This window comes from Marinobacter sp. DSM 26671, assembly GCF_900112835.1.
Taxonomy (GTDB): Bacteria; Pseudomonadota; Gammaproteobacteria; order Pseudomonadales; family Oleiphilaceae; genus Marinobacter; species Marinobacter flavimaris.
Map to the genome: position 1 here is coordinate 142,314 of NZ_FONF01000010.1, position 19,182 is coordinate 161,495.

General features: G+C 53.4%; 13 protein-coding genes. 5 read left to right on the forward strand and 8 right to left on the reverse strand.

Going from position 1 to position 19,182, the window contains the following annotated elements:
• Positions 1-4 precede the first annotated feature (4 nt).
• Together BM035_RS13010 and BM035_RS13015 are read right to left on the reverse strand one after the other, a co-directional pair.
• A complete protein-coding gene (locus BM035_RS13010; protein ID WP_092032325.1) occupies positions 5-1,126 on the reverse strand; it encodes an alkene reductase in 1,122 nt (373 codons plus the stop codon).
• A gap of 75 nt (positions 1,127-1,201) precedes the next feature.
• Entirely contained in the window at positions 1,202-1,789 is a 588-nt protein-coding gene (locus tag BM035_RS13015) for a TetR/AcrR family transcriptional regulator (protein ID WP_092032328.1), read from the reverse strand.
• Positions 1,790-1,897: 108 nt separating this feature from the next.
• Here BM035_RS13015 and BM035_RS13020 point away from each other — a divergent pair, with 108 nt between their 5' ends.
• Positions 1,898-3,010 (forward strand): S-(hydroxymethyl)glutathione dehydrogenase/class III alcohol dehydrogenase, encoded by a 1,113-nt coding sequence (locus BM035_RS13020; protein WP_092032331.1) that lies wholly within the window; start codon positions 1,898-1,900, stop codon positions 3,008-3,010.
• Positions 3,011-3,279: 269 nt separating this feature from the next.
• On the opposite strand, the gene BM035_RS13030 is transcribed toward BM035_RS13020, so the two are convergent.
• Positions 3,280-4,176 (reverse strand): LysR family transcriptional regulator, encoded by an 897-nt coding sequence (locus BM035_RS13030; protein ID WP_092032336.1) that lies wholly within the window; start codon positions 4,174-4,176, stop codon positions 3,280-3,282.
• A gap of 281 nt (positions 4,177-4,457) precedes the next feature.
• On the opposite strand from BM035_RS13030, the gene BM035_RS13035 reads away from it, so the two are divergent.
• From BM035_RS13035 to BM035_RS13045, 3 genes are all read left to right on the forward strand, one after another.
• Entirely contained in the window at positions 4,458-5,471 is a 1,014-nt protein-coding gene (locus BM035_RS13035) for a zinc-binding alcohol dehydrogenase family protein (RefSeq protein ID WP_092032338.1), read from the forward strand.
• A 172-nt stretch (positions 5,472-5,643) separates the two neighbouring features.
• Positions 5,644-6,843 carry a low temperature requirement protein A gene (locus tag BM035_RS13040; protein ID WP_092032341.1) on the forward strand — a complete coding sequence of 400 codons (1,200 nt, stop codon included), beginning with the start codon at positions 5,644-5,646 and terminating at the stop codon, positions 6,841-6,843.
• 664 nt (positions 6,844-7,507) lie between these two features.
• Positions 7,508-8,845 carry a hypothetical protein gene (locus BM035_RS13045; protein ID WP_092032344.1) on the forward strand — a complete coding sequence of 446 codons (1,338 nt, stop codon included), beginning with the start codon at positions 7,508-7,510 and terminating at the stop codon, positions 8,843-8,845.
• 89 nt (positions 8,846-8,934) lie between these two features.
• On the opposite strand, the gene BM035_RS22355 is transcribed toward BM035_RS13045, so the two are convergent.
• From BM035_RS22355 to BM035_RS13060, 4 genes are all read right to left on the reverse strand, one after another.
• Positions 8,935-9,186, reverse strand: coding sequence for a hypothetical protein (locus tag BM035_RS22355; RefSeq protein ID WP_139216045.1), 252 nt, complete (start codon positions 9,184-9,186; stop codon positions 8,935-8,937).
• 616 nt (positions 9,187-9,802) lie between these two features.
• Positions 9,803-15,784 (reverse strand): AAA family ATPase, encoded by a 5,982-nt coding sequence (locus BM035_RS13050; RefSeq protein WP_092032346.1) that lies wholly within the window; start codon positions 15,782-15,784, stop codon positions 9,803-9,805.
• A gap of 572 nt (positions 15,785-16,356) precedes the next feature.
• On the reverse strand, positions 16,357-16,971 hold the full coding sequence (locus BM035_RS13055) for a tyrosine-type recombinase/integrase (RefSeq protein ID WP_092032349.1): 615 nt from the start codon (positions 16,969-16,971) through the stop codon (positions 16,357-16,359).
• Between the two features lie 214 nt (positions 16,972-17,185).
• The gene (locus tag BM035_RS13060; protein WP_092032352.1) at positions 17,186-17,557 is read right to left on the reverse strand and encodes a hypothetical protein; all 372 of its coding nucleotides are present in this window, start codon (positions 17,555-17,557) and stop codon (positions 17,186-17,188) included.
• Positions 17,558-17,615: 58 nt separating this feature from the next.
• Between BM035_RS13060 and BM035_RS13065 the strand changes: the two genes are divergently transcribed.
• Positions 17,616-18,748 (forward strand): IS3 family transposase gene (locus BM035_RS13065; RefSeq protein WP_092032359.1). Its coding sequence is split into 2 segments (ribosomal slippage): positions 17,616-17,874 and positions 17,874-18,748, totalling 1,134 coding nucleotides; the frame shifts between segments, so codons are not numbered across the junction.
• Between the two features lie 129 nt (positions 18,749-18,877).
• Here the strand turns inward: BM035_RS13065 and BM035_RS13070 are convergent.
• Positions 18,878-19,182, reverse strand: a 305-nt coding sequence (locus tag BM035_RS13070) for a transposase (protein WP_139216046.1), incomplete at its 5' end; no start/stop codon positions are given.

Here is a 19,182-nt window from a genome sequence, read left to right on the forward strand (position 1 = left end):
TTCTTCAGGCGCTGACTTCGAGTTCTTTCAGCGTTGGGTAATCGGTATAGCCGCGCTCATCGCCGCCATAAAATGTGCTGTCGTCCCACTTGTTCAACTCGGCGTGCTCGCGGAAACGCGCCGGCAGGTCGGGATTGGCAATAAACGGACGGCCAAAGGTGACCAGGTCACAACGGCCAGCGCTGATGCGCTTGCGCGCTTCCTCTGCGGTATAGGCACCGTTGGCAATATAAGTGCCCTTGAATCCGGCCTTGATAACGTCGATCACTTCTTCCGGGCGGCCATTGGCATGGTTGCCCTGGAAGGAATCTTCAACCACTTCCAGATAGGCAATGCCCAGATCATTGAGGCGACTGGCAAAAGCACCGAAGGTTTCCACTGGATCTTCGTCATACATGGCATTGAAGCTGCCGGTCGGGCTGATACGCACACCGACGTTTTCTTTACCCCAGACGTCGATGACCGCTTCCACCACCATCAGCGGCAGGCGCATGCGGTTTTCCACCGCACCGCCAAATTCGTCGGTGCGCTGATTGCTGCCGCTTTTGAGGAACTGGTCCAGCAGGTAGCCATTGGCAGCGTGTACCTGAACACCGTCGAACCCTGCGGACTTGGCGTTGATGGCGCCCTGACGAAACTGCTCTACGATAGCCGACATCTCACCCGCGTCCAGAGCTTTTGGTTCCGGCACATCCACCATTCCTGAATCGGCACTGATGAAGGTTTTCGCACCCTCAGGCTGGATGGCAGACGGAGCCACTGGCTTATTGCCATCTGGCTGCAGGGCGGTGTGGGAAATCCGGCCTACGTGCCATAGCTGAGCGTGTATGCGTCCACCGGCCATGTGCACGGCAGTTGTTACCTTCTTCCAGCCCACAACCTGTTCCGGGGAATGAATGCCTGGGGTAAACGCATAGCCTTTGCCCTGGGGCGATACCTGAGTGGCCTCGCTCAAAATCAGGCCCGCATCGGCGCGCTGCTGGTAGTACCGGGCATTCATCTCATTCGGGATATCGCCGGGCTGAGTGGAGCGGGCCCGGGTAAGGGGCGACATCAGTACCCGATTGGGAAGGGCAAGATCGCCCAGAAGATATGTCTGAAACAGTGGATCGTTTGGATTGCTCATTAAGTATCCTTCCTGAGGATGAAATGATTTTAATTAGACCAGTCTACTAGTCGAATGGCGAAAAAAAAGGAGGTGTCAGGCAATGCCAAGACACTGACGGAAAAAGACGGAAACAAAACGCTCCATCGGCTCGGTGCTCTTCAGGACCTTGGCTCTCAGGATGGCGCCTTCCCAGCCTGAAAGCAGAAAGCTGGCTACATCGGCGGGAACGATGGATTCATCCACTTCTCCAGCCAGTCTGGCTTCTTCAATGCAGCGCTCGAAACGCTTTTCCCAGCCCTGAAATACAGTATCCAGACGTTTGCGGAAAACTTCATCTTGGCCGGCCAGTTCCTGGCCAAGATTGCCAATGAGGCAACCGCGGGTGAACTCGCAACTGGTCATGGTTTCCTGGCCGGTGTCGAAGTAGGCGCGAAGACGATCAAGGCAGGAACGACTGGTGTCGTTGAAAATCCGATCCAACTTTGCGTCATATTCCTCGGCGAAGAAATCAATGATGGCGAGTCCGAAATCGTTTTTGCTCTTGAAATAATGGTAGAACGACCCTTTGGGCACGCCGGCCGATGTTAGTACGCCGTTGATGCCTGTCGCGCCAAACCCTTTCTGGCCGATCAGGTCGGCGCCGGTCTGGATGATGTGGTTACGCGTGTCAGTAGATGTCATGCTTGTTATAATAGACCGGTCGTCTACAATGAGTCAAATTCGTATAACCCGAGACATGTTGTCCCGAATAGCCGAATTACCCCTGAACTGTATTGAAGGAGTCTGCCAGTGATCAAATCCCGTGCCGCCGTGGCATTCGCGCCTAACAAGCCGCTGGAAATCGTAGAAGTTGACGTTGAAGCGCCAAAAAAAGGCGAAGTCCTGGTTCGCATCGTTGCGACCGGTGTTTGCCACACCGATGCCTATACCTTGTCCGGCGCCGATTCGGAGGGCATTTTCCCAGCCATTCTGGGCCATGAGGGCGGCGGTATTGTCGAAGCGGTTGGCGAGGGCGTGACGTTTGTAGAAGTCGGTGATCATGTTATTCCGCTGTATACGGCCGAGTGTGGGCAGTGCAAGTTCTGCACGTCCGGGAAAACCAACCTCTGTGGCTCCGTGCGTGAGACCCAGGGTAAAGGTGTGATGCCCGACGGCACCTCCCGCTTCAGCTACAAGGGTGAGCCGGTATATCACTATATGGGCTGCTCCACTTTCTCCGAGTATACGGTGCTGCCGGAAGTCTCGCTGGCAAAAATTCCCAAGGAAGCGCCGCTGGAAAAAGTCTGCTTGCTGGGCTGTGGCGTCACCACCGGTATCGGTGCCGTGCTCAATACTGCCAAGGTGGAAGAAGGCGCCACTGTAGCCATCTTCGGCCTGGGCGGTATCGGCCTGGCGGCGATTATTGGCGCCAAAATGGCCAAGGCCAGCCGCATCATCGCCATTGACATCAACCCGGGTAAATTCGACATCGCCAAGGACCTGGGCGCCACCGATGTGGTCAACCCCAAGGATTACGACAAGCCGATCCAGGAAGTCATTGTGGAAATGACCGACGGCGGGGTGGATTATTCCTTCGAGTGCGTCGGCAACGTCCAGCTGATGCGCTCGGCCCTGGAGTGCTGTCACAAGGGCTGGGGCGAATCCATCATTATCGGGGTGGCCGGTGCCGGTGAGGAAATCAGCACCCGTCCGTTCCAGCTGGTCACCGGCCGGGTCTGGAAAGGCTCTGCGTTCGGCGGGGTGAAAGGCCGCACCGAGCTGCCGGGCTACGTGGAAAAGGCCAAGACCGGAGAGATTCCGCTGGATGTCTTTATCACTCATGACATGAAGCTTGAACAGATCAATGACGCCTTTGACCTGATGCACGAAGGCAAAAGCATCCGTTCGGTGATTCACTTCTGATGTTCCGCTTTCGCTTCCGTATGCGTTACGGTGAATGCGACGCCCAGAGCGTCGTGTTCAACGCCCGGTATGCGACCCTAGCGGGCACCGGTCATAAGTTATCTGGTGCTAACTTCCCGCAAAGAAACGAAGAAGATCCCTGGCGACGACCGGCCACTCCCGCTCCGCCTGAAATGTGTGACTCATCCCTTCGTAGGATTTGAAATGACCACCCTCGCGTTTCGATCAGGCTCCTCCAGTCGCAAACAAAAGTAAACATTTGAAACCGATTACACCTTTATCTTTTTCGCAACGGCGTCAGTCAATGCTTCCGCCAGAGCGCGCACGCGCCGAGACTGTGATCGCCCCGGAGGAAACATCATCTGAAGAGGGGTCGGCGGCGGGCTGTACTCCTGCAACAGAGGCACCAGCCTCCCGGATTCAATGTCGGGCCCAACTTCCAGTTCTGACTTGAGGGCAATGCCAAGGCCATCAAGCGCCCATCGTCGCACTAAAGAGCCATCATTAACTGTCTTATTGCCACGCACCGTCACACTCATTGGGCTTTTCTCCGTACCAAAGCGCCACACATTGTCAGGGATCGCTCCGAACCGCATGACCAAGCAGTTATGTCGAATCAGGTCGGCAGGCTCTTGCGGTGCGCCATGTGCAGCAATGTATGCAGGAGATGCGCAGACAATCCGGCGATGGTGTCCAAGGTTTCGGGCCCTCAAGGTGCTGTCTGTCAACGTGCCAAAGCGCAACGCAAGATCGAAACCTTGGCCAACGATGTCCACATATCCGTCGGACAGGTGCAAGTCGACTGAGATCGCGGGATGCTCAGTTGTGAAGGTCGAGATCACATCCGAAACGAAACTGCGGCCCAGACCGATCGGTGCACTGATGCGGATCGGCCCCGACAGTGTCTCGGCCCCGTGGCGGATTCGAGTGTCGAGGTCATCGATCTCGGCCAGCACCTCTTTGGCACCACTCAGCAACGTCCGGCCTTCTTCGGTCAGGCTTAGCGACCGTGTGGTGCGGTTGAAAAGAACAACGCCGTAATGTGCTTCCAGAGCGGCAAGCCGCTCGGAAACCGCGGTTGCAGAAAGGCCCACCTCACGGCCGGCAGCGACAAGACTGCCTTTCTCGGCGATGGTTAGAAAAAGGCGGATGTTATCAATCAACATTAAAAGGAAGTTCCGAATTATCTCTTGTGATCTTATCCATTTATCCGACCATGGCAAACAGTTAAATGACTCGGCCTCTGTCACGAAATTCCGAAAACCGAAGGCGATCGGGTTACTGGAACAGGGTATCTCCGTAAAAAATAATGTCCGGATTTTCCGGATTATTATTTCGTGTTTCGATCGTTTATCCGGCAATGGAAGGCTTGTACATTTGATCCATCGAAACCGTCGTCACAAACAGTGGCGTGCCGTGCATCCCAAGCCACTTCTGGAGAACGAAAATGAAAGCTATCGGCTATACCATTAATGGCGCAATTGACCGCGCCAACGCCTTGATCGACCTTGAGATCGAAAAACCCACCGCGACCGGCCATGACATCCTCGTCAAGGTCGAGGCCGTGTCGGTTAACCCGATCGACACGAAAATCCGCCAAAGCCGCGCTGGCGAGGGCGGTACGCCAGTGATCCTCGGTTGGGACGCCGTGGGCGAGGTTGTGGAAATTGGCGACAAGGTTAGCCAGTTCAAAACCGGCGACAAGGTCTGGTATGCGGGTGCGATCAACCGCCCCGGCACCAATGCCGAATACCACCTCGTTGATGCCCGCATCGTCGGCCACGCGCCGAAAAGCATCGAAACGTCCGCAGCTGCCGCCTTGCCCCTGACGACACTGACAGCCCAGGAGATGATCTTTGACCGCCTGAAAGTCACCGATTCCGTGCCGGGTGCCGCGAATGCCATCGTGATCATTGGCGGCGCGGGCGGCGTTGGCTCTATTGCGATACAGCTTTTGCGCGAGCAGACCGATCTGACCATCATTGCAACGGCCTCGCGCCCCGAAACGCAGGAATGGGTCAAGGAGCTGGGCGCGCATTATGTCGTGGACCATTCCAAATCCTTGTCGGAACAGATTGCAGCCCTGAACATCGGCGCGCCAGGGTTCGTATTTTCGACCAACTATTCCGAAACCTACGTGCCGCAGATCGTCGAATTCATTGCGCCTCAGGGTCGGTTTGGCCTGATTGACGATCCTGAAGTGTTTGACATCATGCCATTCAAGGCTAAGGCCGTGTCGATTCATTGGGAGCTGATGTTCACGCGTTCGCTGTTCACCACCGACGACATCGCGCGTCAGGGTGAAATCCTGGATGCCGTCGCTGCTTTGATCGACGCCGCGAAGATTCGTTCGACCGCGACCGAGAGTTTCGGGACGATCAATGCCGAAAACCTCAAGCGCGCCCATGCCCTGATTGAAAGCGGAAAAGCGAAGGGCAAGATCGTTTTAGAGGGTTTCTGAAAGGCAGGTGAGCAGGCTTGATCACGTCATAAAATTACCTGTGAAAAGCTCAACGGATAACTTGCTGACCAAAGTGGTGAGAGATCAAGGCGCTTGGAGCGTTTGCGTTTTTGGGGTTGGCGGTGACTGCATTGATACTTGCCGCCACGGCAATGCAAAACAGGATGAGCGTATGGCACTGAACGATCTTCTCTGGCGGCGACCGCGCCATTACATGGATGTGGATGATGCCCACGACCATGTTCACTGGGTCGAGCTGTTCTTCGATCTGATCCATGTTGTCACGATCTTCATTCTGGGGAACTACCTTTCCCACCATCTGGACTGGCCGGGCTTCTGGATTTTCACCGGTCTGTTCCTGGCGATTTTCTACGCCTGGGCAGACAGTTCGGTCTACAACTCGCTGTATATCTCCACGGACATGCCGCATCGCGTGGCGATGGCACTGCAGATCGTGACGATGATGGTGATTGCGGCGGCGATTCCAGACGTGGGCGGTAAAGGCTGGGTGTATTTCGCGCTGGGCTACGCGCTGAATCGGGCGCTGACGGCCTATTTGTATTGGCGTGCGCGTTGTGTCGACAGCGCGGGTAACGAGCTGGCGCAGGAGCAGGGGCGGAATTTCTTCGTATTGGCCGGGTTGTTCGCGGTGTCGGCTTTTCTACCAAAACCACATGCTTACTGGGTTTTCGGTGCCGGCGTGGTAGCCATTCAGCTGCAGTACATGCTGCCGCGCGTCGGTACCCTGCGTTTCGAGCGCTTCGTGCCGAGTCTTGGCCATATCTCGGAGCGTTTCGGCCTGCTGGTGTTGATTCTGCTGGGAGAGGGCTTCTTCAAGCTGGTGCTAACGCTGGCGGATAAGGGCATCTATAAGGTTGGCGCGGGGACGCTTTTCAATGTGACCATGGGCGGTTTGTCTCTCTTCGCGCTGGCCTGGATCTATTTCGACAGCGTCGGCAATGCGAAGCCGAAGAGCCGCCATATCGGTGTACTGGTGGGATACTGGCTGGGACACATCGCGATCCTTTGGAGCGCGGTGGCGATTAGCGTCGCGCTAGCCGGTGAAGTTTATGTCGGTCTGCGGGAGCCTTATCCTGAAGGCTATGGTGCGCTCGGTTCGGTCGGCCTCGCCGTTTTTCTTGCGGCGCTCTGGACGCTGCAGCGGATGGTGGCCAAAGACGATGCCAGCTGCCACTACCACAGCACTGGTTTGAGGGTGTTCGGTATTTTCATGGCCTTGGTCCTATTGGCCGTTCACCCTTTCGTGCCGTCGATTTTCGGCAACGCTCTTTGGGGGCTGGCGCTGTTCTCACAGATTGTCGTGCCGATTTATCGAGCTGTTAGGTCGATAGGTACTGCTGATGGTCAGTAGCTGGCTTTCAATAAATCGAGCGGTGTCATTTACTGAGCACTGTCCAAGCTCCGCTTCTCGGCTCGGGCTTGTAGTGAACAGTACTTATGAACGTTCGCTTTGCGACCAAGGCTACTCACGGGCCTCAGCTAAACAAAAGCGGACGTTCAGAAATGATTCAATTGACCACTAAGCGGACCTTTTCAGGTCGGGGTTTACCCAATCCGGCTATTCGGAAACAAAGCACGCTTATGTTTAATTGCGCCTCCTGCTAACAAGGCCTGTTGCTTGCCTCTCATCTTTCCGTTCCAGTGAGACTATTGTGGCGTGATAATAAAGTCGGTAACACGTTAATAAAGTTGGTAACTCATTCGGCTGGGCCTATGCGTATCGCAGCCGGTACCGAACCCGAACTTTCCAATGAAGGTTCGTTCGATCGGGTCTCCCCCGGTTTTGGCATGAATTAACGTGCCACATTGGAATTCGATCAGGTTTGGGCGCCAACAGCACATGGCCATTGGCTGGCCGATATTGTCCCCGGCTTACACGACTTCCTGGAAGGTTAGTCACCTGGCGGCCTGCTAAAGGGGCAACTAGACTTCTGAACATGCTGTGGTTGGTTTTCGATCATTCAGGGCATGCTTGTGGGAGCTTAATACACCAAAAGACAGGGATATCAACGACGATGAAAACGCTCTTGGTCTTACCTTTTGTTTTGATCCTTGTCGGCTGTGCGGCCAACGAACCCATGCGCAGTGACAAAGCGGTCTTTAAATGGGACATGAGTGACTGTTCAGTCGGACAGGATTACTGTCCTTTCCAAGAGCGGGCGCTAATTGAAGTCGTGAATCCCGGTACAGATAGCGAGTTTTCCCTCGGCTTTATTGAATTTGATGACCAGGGTGCGCTGCACGATTACGCGGCGAAAGCGTATGTGCTCGATTATCTCAAAGAGGAAATGGCCGAGCCTTCAATTGTCGTCATTTTCACCCACGGGTGGCATCACAATGCGTTTTTTCAAGATGGCAATGTCGTTTCGTTCCGAGGCATGCTCGCCGGGCTTGCCAGAAAGTTCAAAGATCGAAACATCATTGGCCTCTATCTGGGGTGGCGGGGTGATTCGTTCCTGGTGCCTTGGATCAACGAACTGACATATTGGGACCGCAGTGAATCCGCCCATCAAGTGGGTTTCGGTGCTACCCCCATATTTACCGAGATCGAAAGCATTGTGAAAATACCCGAAAGCTCCCCTGACAACATTCTCGTTACCGTGGGGCACAGCTTCGGAGGGCTGATAACTTACACCGCGCTCGCGCCGGTGCTACAAAGTCGCTACCTGGTAGACCGTCAAGTGAACGCGGACACCGTTAGAGGTTTCGGTGACTTGGTCGTCCTGATCAACCCTGCTTTCCCGGCACAGCACCACCTGCCCTTGTTCAACTTGGCTCAAGAGGGGTGTGCCACATTCAGCGAGAACCAGCCCAAGCGACTTGTCATTGTAAGCTCGACCGCTGACAAAGCAGTACGCTTGCTTTTGGCTCCCGGGGAGCTAATCAGGAACTTGCCCGATCGTATGCGAGACAACGGCCAAGTGTTGGTTTGTGCGGATAACGGTAAGAACCCGTCGGTGCTACTGCAGCGTCAAGGATTCAATCAGGGCTCAACGCTGAAGGGTCCGGGAGATTTCGCCGCAACAGCGACGCACTGTCTGACTTTCAAAGACGACAAGCTCGTGTTTGGTTTTAAAAACAGCATTGTAAAAAACCACCCCTATATCACCCTGAGCACCACCGAGCACGTCGTCAAGGATCACAACGATATCTGGAATAAAAGGGTCGTCGGTTTGGTTGAAAGCCTGATCCAGAAAAAAGTGACGGCGGAGGTGGCCTACCGGCTTCCCGCGAGCACCGATGAAGTTGAAGAGTTTGAATATTACGAGTGCCCGACGACGCAAGGTTATAAGGGCACCCTCGATCTTCCAGCTAACCAAGAATCAAACACGTATTTGCCGCCCCAAACATAGCACTTCGGACGCAATGCAGCGAGACTGACGTTGACACCCTTGCTCGTTTGCATAGATAGATACCCGAACCATTCTTGGGCGCGAATGCATCAGCTGACTAACATTGGAAAACGGTGAAAAGTGCCATTCTCAAGCAATGCTTTAAGTTTTGATTTTGCTCCCTTGTCGTCACTTTTAGCCACGTGCCCGACAAGCTGTTTAATGCTGACGCTTGCGACCTGAACGTTTTGATCGCCAATCTGAACCATTTCACCGGAAACAGAGCCGATATTGATTGTAGAAGAAGGTTTGTTCGTTAAGTGTGGTTCTTCAGTTGTACTCTGAACGTTCGGAGAGAGCATATTGGGGTGCTTGGCGCCAACATTTAGGCTGCCACCTTTGAGAAACTGACCATCAGTTACCTTTCCTGCGAGACTATTCCTTACTCTGAGCCTGACGCCGAGTTTAGCTTTTTTTCATGGAACCCGAGAGGAGCGCGCCCTATTCTCGAATCGACTTTAAGTCTTAGCGCTTTGTGTGGATTTTAGCGGGTAAGCCACTAAATGATGGTTGCGTAAGCTAAGTTCTATGCATGGTCGTCCACGGCCGCAGCACAGCTGTTAACCCTTGAAATCTTGCACAGCCAGGCTCAAGCTTGACGTATAATCAGGGTAGATACCCAATTTTCTTACCCTGGGGATTGAATCCGTTGCTTATCTTAAAGCAGTTTTCTGTATTGATGGGCTTGCTTGTCCTGCATGCGAGCCAACCGCTTCTTGCCTCAGCCGCTTTTATGACCCGGCGATGGAGAAACGCACCCTTAGGCAGGCGGTAAAACGAGGAAATGGCATACCCAGCAACAAAATAGTCGATGGCGCGACAATACTTCGAGAGCTCTGGTGGCACACTCGGACTACTCAAGGCCTGAGATCTATTCTACGCATTGTTGGCTTCATCCAAGCGACAAACATTCAGCAGTTAGCCATCCGCTACAAGCGCATCAAAGTACACCCGCTCGTACTTACCATCACTGGACTCATGGCGCAGGATAACCCGAGTTTTGACCATGAGACTTCCGAAGCGCGCGCCTAGCTTCTCTTTCGCTTCTTCAGAAATTAGAAGAACGTGCCCATGGCCTGAGCGTTCCTTGAAGCTGTTCTCCGGATAGCCGAGCCCGTCCATCCAGATACGCGTCGTTGTAACGAGTTTCTCTTCGGCATCGTAAATGTCAAATGGACGCTTTCGCGAGCGCTTCCAGCCGAACTCATCAAGAACGCGTTGGTTCAAGGTCAGAATTGGATCGCGCAGATCTCCATACATCAGGTCGGCGACAGTGCAAAGCATCGCACCATCGCGATCCTTTATCATTGAGCCTAGATTGTCGAGATCCATGGCTCTTGCCATACCGAACAGATGCTCATCGGGTCCACAAGCCCATTCAAGTTCGGGGAGTGATGTACGGACTACCGAACATTTCTTCCAGTTTCCGACGAATGCAAACTCCGCTTGTTCAGCGAGAACGAAAAAACCATCAGCAATGGGCACGAAGGAGTTTTCCGGGCCCAACTGAAGCCACGTATCCGCTTCGATCCTCCAATGATCCATCTTGGGCAGAGCTGCAGGAACAATCCAGTCAGGTCGTGGCTCACGCGGGATCTCACGGCGAGAAAAGTGCGCTCCTCCCAATTCAGGCCAAAGAACCTGGAAGACACTGAAGTCGAATTGGCCTGCTATTGTGAGCTCTTCTATGACCTTCCCGAGGGAAACCAGAGCGCAATACGGCATAAGCCGCGCGTAAGAAAAACGGAGATCGAGGCTCTTGAGGTCGATCGCAAGCTGCTTCTCGGCAGGGGGGCCAAATGCCTCCTCACCGCCAACCTCGCGCATGAACTGAGCGCATCGCCTTCGGATCGCTTCAACTTCAAGTCCTGAAGCGCGGGAGACCATCTTGATCTCGTAACCGAGCGCAGCCGTCCAGAACCATGGATCATCAATCCAGAATTTCGAATCCGGCTCCACACCCGCAGGGAGCTCGAACTTTTCTGCGTTTCCGTCGCCGAGGACTGAGATTTCGTAGAACACTGGCAATTCTTGTGAAGGCACATCGAATGCTATCCCGAAGCGATGGAGAATGTTGCGCGCAATATTGGTGACTACCGCGTCGTCGGAAAGAGAGAGATCGCGCGCGTACTTTATGAGGGTGTCTTTGCAAGCTGAGTTGTCAACGAGCTTCCAGAAGATCGCTGAGAGCTCGCGGTGGCACTTCTCGACGCTTAACAACATCCCGGCAATCACATCGAATAGCTGCAGCCCTTCGGGATCCGCAGCCAAATCGAGCAAGCTTTCGCGGAGCCTATCCGTTAGTGGGTAGCATAGAAGCGAGAACCCAGTTCGAAAAATATGTCCGATCAACTCCTCGTGCGAGGAGACGTCATCGAGCACTTCGACAGGGGCTGCGGCGCCGTATTCTCGGTAGACTGACAGATGATCCTGAACTTGCATCCACACCTTGTACCAGTCCGCATCGGGGGCAATTAGGTCGAATACCTCATCAAGATCTGGCAGCACCATCTGCGCGGACGCCCTTCCATGGGCAAAGTCGTTCACGATCGAACCAAACCCTTGTTCTTGGCTCGCTTCACCGTCGCGTTTTTTACGCAACTTTTGAAGCGCGATCTTCTCTCCGCCAAGCCAGACTGACCAGCTACCCTTCAAGGCACATTTTTCGGCAACAACATAAAGTTCATCAGCTTTCTCCTTTGCACCAAGATCCATCAGACGCGATGTCGCCGCAATCGCAAACTTTGCGTCCTCCAGAACGATCGGGCGCTCGTTCAGAAACATCTCTACTTCCGCGAGCGATGCAGTTTCGAGGAGATCGGTCGCGCGCCGCGCATATGAATAGTCGACATGCCTTCTACCGTAGGATGCAACACCATCATTTGCGGCCACGAGTGCAGATAGGGACTCAATCGCTTTCAGCTTCTTCTCGTCATAATCGAATGACGATGAAGCACCTCCTTCCAGTGGTCCTTCGTTACGGATCTCTGTAAGTTCACGCTCTGCACGTTCGAGTGCGTGATCGAGTTTTTCGTTATTATTGGTTGCCACATCTTTGAGGCGAGAGAGCAAAGCCGATTCGTGGGACGTATCAGCGAACATCTGCGTGCACGTAACAAAGGCGTTCTCCGCCTCCTCTCTCACAGCTTCCGGCAGCCGGTCGTAGATTGGTGCTATCGCTTGATAGGCATCATCTCCAGCAAAGGGTACAACGAGCCTGCCGTAGAGCGTAAAGCATTGCCAGGCTAGGTCTGGCCGCTCAAGCACGATCCCGTGCAAGGTGGCAGCAACGATATCTGCCCAATTTAGAAGGCGCGTTCCGATGACCCGAGAGATGATCCCTGCGCAATGACCAGGGGCCCGCGCGACATTCTTTAGTAACCCATAGGAAACGCGATGACCTGTGTCGCTTCCTTCTGTATCGGACAGGCCGATGACAAATCGCGCGAACTCCAGAGCTAGTTCTCCCGCGCGATCAGGCACCGTATTGCATGCCCGCTCGAAGGCTTCATTCCAGAAGACGTATTGCGGCTCCTTCTTTGCCGCAAGCCAGTACCCGCAGGTATCGTTGTGAATGAGAGCCAGTTCGGCCTTCCCCTGATCAGCCGCATCGATCTCTGCTAGAGCCGTTGCAAGATCCAGACGTAATTGAACCGCGGAGTGCGGCGAGGACTCCGTCTCGATGAGGCGGTCTAGGTATCTAACTCTCTCAAGTGCCTTGTCCTGATCACCGTTTACACCATAAACCTCCCTCGCGAACGCTAACCTGAACGGCGTAAAGCGAAGCCGCGTATCACCTCGCGCGTAAAGTCGTCCTACCTGCTCTTCCAGAGCTTCAAGCGTTGCACCACTATGAAGCGCCGAAATCCTAACAAGCGTCTTTGCGTACCACTTCAAGCTATCACCCGAGAGTGGCCCAAGGGATTGGTGCCTTTCACCCGAGTCAGCGAGAGCCACGAATAGGCAGCTCTTGACCACCTCTTCCTTGACCGGGACGTCACGGGGATCACTTGCCATCTCCAACTTGCCCTGCAAGCGACCTAATCGAATGACGTTTTCCAACACCTTGTTCTGGAATTCATCTTCTTCAGACGCCTCAAAGAGAACGTCTACCCCAAGGTGCTCACTCAGTCGTGCAACCGAAAAGGCACTCGCGAGGAGCCCGCCGATATGCTCGCGGTAGCCGTACTCACGAAAGTTGTCGCTTGCGCTAACACGAACGTTTTCGAGAAAACGCCTTGCGAGATCTTGATCTCCTTGCTCGAATGCAACACGGGCGCACACGCGCGAGTTAGGGATAGATAGATCAGCAGCTTGTTCAGCTAGCCGTGCCAGCAAACCTCTGACGCGCTCGCTGTCTTCCGCGTGATTCAGGTAGTTTGCCGCTTGGACGAGCAGAGCAGTCTTTGCCGGCTCCTCTATGCCGATCTCGGTACAGAGCTGGTCGATGTCGGTCGTTGGATCGTCGTATAAGATGCCGCGGGCAAGAACGAATTTGAGGTTATCTGTGGGGTTATACTCAAATAGATCATCGAAAGGTAGACCAGCAACGATCTCAAGGATGTTCTCTATGCTGCGAAAGCGATGAGCGCGCTCGATCCAGTCATATAGACCTCGTAGTTCGGGATTACGGATTGACTGATTACCTTGTCCGAAGAAATACTCGGCAGGCTCGATTACCTCAAACAGAGATCGCGCGCGAACGAAATCCCCTCGCTCATGAAGCTCATCCAGGAGCGCAAACGCACCGTCGGTTGCGTCGCCATCCGCTATCGCGGTTTGGAAAGCGCGATCCAGTTCCTCAAAAGTAAGATAGGTGTCGACAAGGTCGAGCTGACTGATAGCCTCTAGGCGATAGTCGATTTCTTTTTCGGCCATCATCAGTTGAATGAGTTTTGGTAGTTCGTCCTTACCATTGATCGCGCTGTATGCAAGCCGAAGGTCAACGTAAACGTCCTTGCCAGGACGAAACTCCTCTAAGTGCTTCCGGAAGAGGGCGGGCTTAGCCAGTTCCTTTACAACTTGCTTGTCTCCCGCACGAGAGCGATAGCGCAGCTCAAGCCAGTGCTGATCGCTTGTACTATCGGCGCGCGCAGCAACTTCTGCCAGTTCTGAATATAAGGCGGCATCGACGCTCGGGTCTTCCTGCCCAAAACGCTTTTTGGTTTCTTGGCCTAAGAATACGCGGAAGCTGTTGTGAAAGATGCTCCACTTTCCTGACTTCAAGCCGGAGAGCAAAAACCCGGCTTGCTTGCGAACACTCTCAACGGCCGCATAATTGACAACGCTTGCGAGCTCCGCAGGTGAGATTTTGTTATCCGCCCTCGCGAGCAGTCCGAGAACGTGCTTTGCGTCATCGTCTAGATGGACCCCGTTCCAGACGAGCTCATACATCAGCTCAACGTTGGTGCCGATTTCACTTGAGGAAAGGAGATGATCTGCCTCCTCCTTGGTTTCGGTCTCTGAGAGTTTTCCGATGTAGTAACGGGCTAAAAGTGGATGACCAGCGCACACATCGGAGAGCGCTTGCCGATCAACATGCTCTGGTAGTTCAGCCTTGTCGGCCATATCGAAGATGGCTTGCTTAGGCAGCGGTGCCATCTCAACGCGCCGATCCTCGGCTGAGGCTTGTTGAACAATACTGGGAGCCAATCCATTAAGCTCTAGGTATTGCGAGCCGAGAATGAATAGAACTCCATCGGGAACGCTTTGCGGAGGTGGCAGTATCGACAGAAGGTTGTGTTGCGGGTTTTCTTCCCGCTGAATGTGGTCCAGACCGTCGACGATGATGAGGGTCTTTTGACTTTTTTCCAGAAATAGCTCCTTGGCCTCTTCGAGTTGGTTTAGGAACTCCTCGCGAAGCTGTTCCGCGTCCGCAAATCGCGGACGTGAAAAACCGAGCTTATCTAGAGCGAATGTGACGTCATTGAGGAAATCCATAGCCTCGGCTCTACCAAGACCGTGGCGCTCGTCAGGCACAAAGGCGAGATATCGCGCAACGCCATAGCGCGGCGTGGATGCAATAGCATGTTGCAGTGTTGTGGACTTTCCCGTACCTGGTGGACCAATAAGGCTTATATATCCAGAACTGTGATCGTCAATCACACGTCTTAGGGCTTTCTCAACAGCAGGGTTGACCTGTACATCTTGATAAAGCGGAAAACTGTGTGATGCGCGAAGCCCAGAGATGCGGTTCCAACCAAGTGTGTCGATGAGCTCTTGCTCGGTCCAGAGCTTCTTCGTATTACGGTCTGCAACGATTTCAGGTATCAGATGCTTTATCTGCCGGGCTTTTTTCGCGGCGTATGCATCAAGGTTCTCTATCTGACGTCTGGTGAGCTCATTCTGATCGTAGAATCTCAGCTGACAGAACATCTCGAAGAATTGTTTTTCTGGCAGCATCGAAACTACCATAAGCTCCCGGATGAACGGCGCCCAAGGGGAATCTAGCAGCGCTTCTCGGCTCAGATCAGTCTCGGGGTCTGTAAGGAAAGCAAATAACTGCGCACTATGACCAACATCGCCAAGTTTTTTCTTATCATTGGTGGACGGATAACCTGCCAAGACGTAACGAATGCAGATCCTCTTGTCAGGGTATTCCTCTCGAAGCGCGCTCCAGCTTTTCGCGATCTCGGCAATCAGCCTGTTGTCGACAAGTTCAGTTGCCATACTGAAGCGGTCGGGATAGGTCTGGGACTTGATCTGATAGGCGAGTAACTCATGGCGGCTGATCGCAACAAGGTCATCGCAGATACCTGCGGCGTGATCACAGACCGAAATTGCGTCAAGCTGGTTGTCCTGTATGAGGCGCAGGAGGGCGCTGGCCGAAAACTCGTACTGAACGAAATAGCCTCTGATGGCACTTTCTTCACCTGATGCTGGCGCGCGTTCTTTAGCCATCCACTTTGTTACCTAACAGCTTATTAGTTTGAGTTCATATTAAACCGCAACCGCATGGCCCCGTCCAAATCTGCTTCACAGCCTTGATAGTGCCCATTTTTCAAAGTGTTGCCTAGCTGCACCTGGCCGTTTTCGGGCTTCATCGTTTGTGAATAGTGTGTAGGCGGTTTATCCGTGCACGTTTTTGCAAAAAATGCAGAAGGTCAAAAAGTTCCTAATGTAAGTCAACGGGTTACAGAGGGGCTTTGTGAAAAGTGTGCAGCGCCGCGCAAACTAAACCGCAGAAAATTTGGCGTTTTTCAGGCTTTTTCATTATGCCGCTACTTTAGCGACAGGCCTTTTTGCCATCGACTTTCCATGCTTCAAGCAGTTATCAATCGGGAGTTTGCGGATCTGAAAGAGGAAGCTATCGGGGGAGACTCTGAAGAGAATCGGGCTGGGAATTGGCTGGTCTCCGAATGTTCGCTTTTGTTTAGCGACGGGAGGAGTCTGATCGAAGCCCGAGGGTGATCATCGACCGGGGCTGGGAGCGTTTGCGGCATCCAAAGAGACCAAATACAGAAGCTACGCACCTAAATTTCAATACTCTCAGCTATCTCCAGAGCATCCTCGACCTCGACACCAAGGTACCGCACGGTGCTCGACATATTCGTGTGTCCCAACAGCAACTGGACGGCTCGAAGATTCTTGGTCTTCTTGTAGATCAATGTCGCTTTGCTCCGTCTCATTGAATGGGTTGCGTAGACTGAAGGATCAAGTCCAATGCTGGTAATCCACTTTTTGACAAGACGGGCGTATTGGTGAGTAGTGATATGGTCGAACTTTCGCATCCGGCTCGGCCACAAATAATCCATACCTGCGAGTCCTCGCAACTCGATCCATGCTTCGACCGATTCGCGCGTCTTTTTGGTTATCTCAAACTGAACAGGCTGACTGGTCTTCTGCTGGATGACTTGCGCCCGGTCCAGAACCTCACCGTTTCTGGAAATGTCTCGAACCAATAGCTTTACCAGATCGCAGGATCGGAGTTTGCAGTCAATTGCCATGTTGAACATCGCCAGTTCGCGGATGTTCTTTGCTATCTCTAACCGAATACGGATAGCCCATATTTGTTCGAGTTTGAGCGGCAGCTTCTGGCCGACGAGCTTCCCTTTGTTCCAGGGAACTTTGCTGGTAGGAAACGTCATGACGTGGCCCTCTTCGGAGGGTAAGGGTCTTTAAGTATGGTTCAGAAAATTGTTCCCTGCTGGCCAGCCTGGTCGCAAAGCGAACATTCAGATTTTGGAATAACGCGGCGTTCACCGGCTAGTCCGGTGCAACGCTTCGTTATGGCCCATTACGCAAAAATACCAAAACATTACTGAACATCCTCTTGCACTATATTTGGTTGCAAAAAGTCGATTACTTTGTTTTAGGCATTAGGTTGGTTCCGCCGCGTTCATCAATCTTTTGGAATCGAGCGTTGATACCCTCGAACAGTTTTTCAAACTGGATTGCCGTTTCTTCGGATAAAACCGCTTTCACATCGTTCGACATCTTAGTAAGTAATAGGCGCGTAGGTCTGGTTTTGTGAAACTCGATTCCTATGTCAGCTAGGGCCAACTCAACCCGCTTGGCTATTCGGGGTATGTTGTCGTTTAACACCAGCTTTTTACCTTTCAGCTCCTTCGCGTAACTCTCTCGCACAAGTGCTTCATAAATTTTAGTATCCAGTAAGTCTTCAATGTCAGCTTCACCCGGAGGGTTTCCATTGAAAGCTTCTGTGACCTGCACCCAACTTTCTAATCCATCGTGATCTTAGTAATGTTCATCACCAGAGAGGACGATGAACATGAAAAAGCGATTCACCGAAGAACAGATCATTCCCATTCTAAAGGAAGCCGAGGCTGGCTTACCGGTCAAAGAGCTGTGCCGGAAGTACAACATCTCGGACGCGACCTTTTACACCTGGCGCAAGAAGTATGGCGGCCTGGAAGTCTCTGAAGCCCGTCGCCTGAAGGCGCTGGAGGAAGAGAATGCCCGGCTAAAGAAATTGCTGGCCGAGTCTATGCTCGACACCGAAGCTCTGAAGGCCGCCCTCAACCGAAAGTACTGACCGTCGGGAACAAGCGCGAGGCTGTGCGCACCATGCTGTCGGAGACGACGATATCCGAGCGCAAAGCCTGTTCACTCGTCGGGTTATCCCGCGCAACGATGCGGTATCAGTCTCAACGCTCGCCAGAGGAGCGTGATCTGACAGAACGCATCAAAGCCATTGCGTTCGAACGTCGCCGGTTCGGGTACCGGCGTGTTCATCAGTTGCTGCGTCGTGAGGGTGCTGAGGTGAATCACAAGAAGGTTTATCGACTTTACCGGGAAGCAGGCTTGGCCGTCCGCAAACGCAAGCGCCGTAAAGGGGTGATGGTCGAACGGCAGCCCTTGGTGCTGCCCGATGCGCCGAATCATACCTGGTCTATGGATTTCGTCATGGATTCCTTGGCCAACGGGCGCAGGATCAAATGCCTGACGATCGTGGATGATTTCACCAAGGAATGCCTCGACATTCCCGTTGCTATGGGAATCTCAGGCGAACAGGTGGTCCGCACCCTGGATGGCATAGCGGCCTTCAGAGGCTATCCAAAGGCCGTCAGAACCGATCAGGGGCCGGAATTTACTGGCAGAGCATTGGATCAATGGGCTTACCATCGTGGCGTTGAGCTGAAGCTGATCCAGCCTGGAAAGCCGATGCAGAATGGTTACGTCGAAAGCTTTAACGGAAAATTCCGGGATGAGTGTCTGAATGAACATTGGTTCCGGGATCTTGCTCATGCCCGCGAAAAGATCAGCAACTGGCGCTTGGACTACAATGAGCGGCGACCGCATTCCTCCTTGGGGTATCAGACACCCCTGGAGTTTGCCTCCGCTCTCCGACTTGGAAAAACTGATTCAAAAGTAACGGACATTACTAGGGAGCTGTTGGATTAAAGACTGGGTGCAGGTCAGGGCGTTTTGAAATCCGAGAGAGGTACTCGTAAAAGATGTCATCTTGGCAAAGCTTGTAGCCTCGGGCCCAAGTCAGAGCCTGTAAATAAATCTGTGTAACTGCCCACCCCATTACAGGTGGCCGTCCAGGCGGTCACCGAATTCGATAATAAAGCGATTCAATGCCGGCTTCCAATCACGGATCGGCATGGTCCATTTCTTTGAGGCCTGTTGGATCGCCAGGAAGGCCACTTTCAGGGCAGAGTCATCACTTGGGAACAGCTTCCGGCGCTTGGTCGCTTTGCGGATCACGCTGTTCAGCGACTCAATGGCATTGGTGGTGTAGATCACTTTCCGGATCGCCGGCGGGTACTCGAAGATGGTGATCAGGTTATCCCAGTGGCTTTGCCAGGAACGAGAGATCTGTGGGTATTGGC

Bases quoted from the DNA above. Each gene is read 5' to 3' on its own strand.
- BM035_RS22355 (WP_139216045.1), bottom strand. From the start codon at position 9,186: ATGCTCTCTCCGAACGTTCAGAGTACAACTGAAGAACCACACTTAACG.
- BM035_RS13035 (WP_092032338.1), top strand. From the start codon at position 4,458: ATGAAAGCTATCGGCTATACCATTAATGGCGCAATTGACCGCGCCAAC.
- BM035_RS13030 (WP_092032336.1), bottom strand. From the start codon at position 4,176: ATGTTGATTGATAACATCCGCCTTTTTCTAACCATCGCCGAGAAAGGC.
- BM035_RS13055 (WP_092032349.1), bottom strand. From the start codon at position 16,971: ATGACGTTTCCTACCAGCAAAGTTCCCTGGAACAAAGGGAAGCTCGTC.
- BM035_RS13015 (WP_092032328.1), bottom strand. From the start codon at position 1,789: ATGACATCTACTGACACGCGTAACCACATCATCCAGACCGGCGCCGAC.
- BM035_RS13045 (WP_092032344.1), top strand. From the start codon at position 7,508: ATGAAAACGCTCTTGGTCTTACCTTTTGTTTTGATCCTTGTCGGCTGT.
- BM035_RS13010 (WP_092032325.1), bottom strand. From the start codon at position 1,126: ATGAGCAATCCAAACGATCCACTGTTTCAGACATATCTTCTGGGCGAT.
- BM035_RS13050 (WP_092032346.1), bottom strand. From the start codon at position 15,784: ATGGCTAAAGAACGCGCGCCAGCATCAGGTGAAGAAAGTGCCATCAGA.
- BM035_RS13040 (WP_092032341.1), top strand. From the start codon at position 5,644: ATGGCACTGAACGATCTTCTCTGGCGGCGACCGCGCCATTACATGGAT.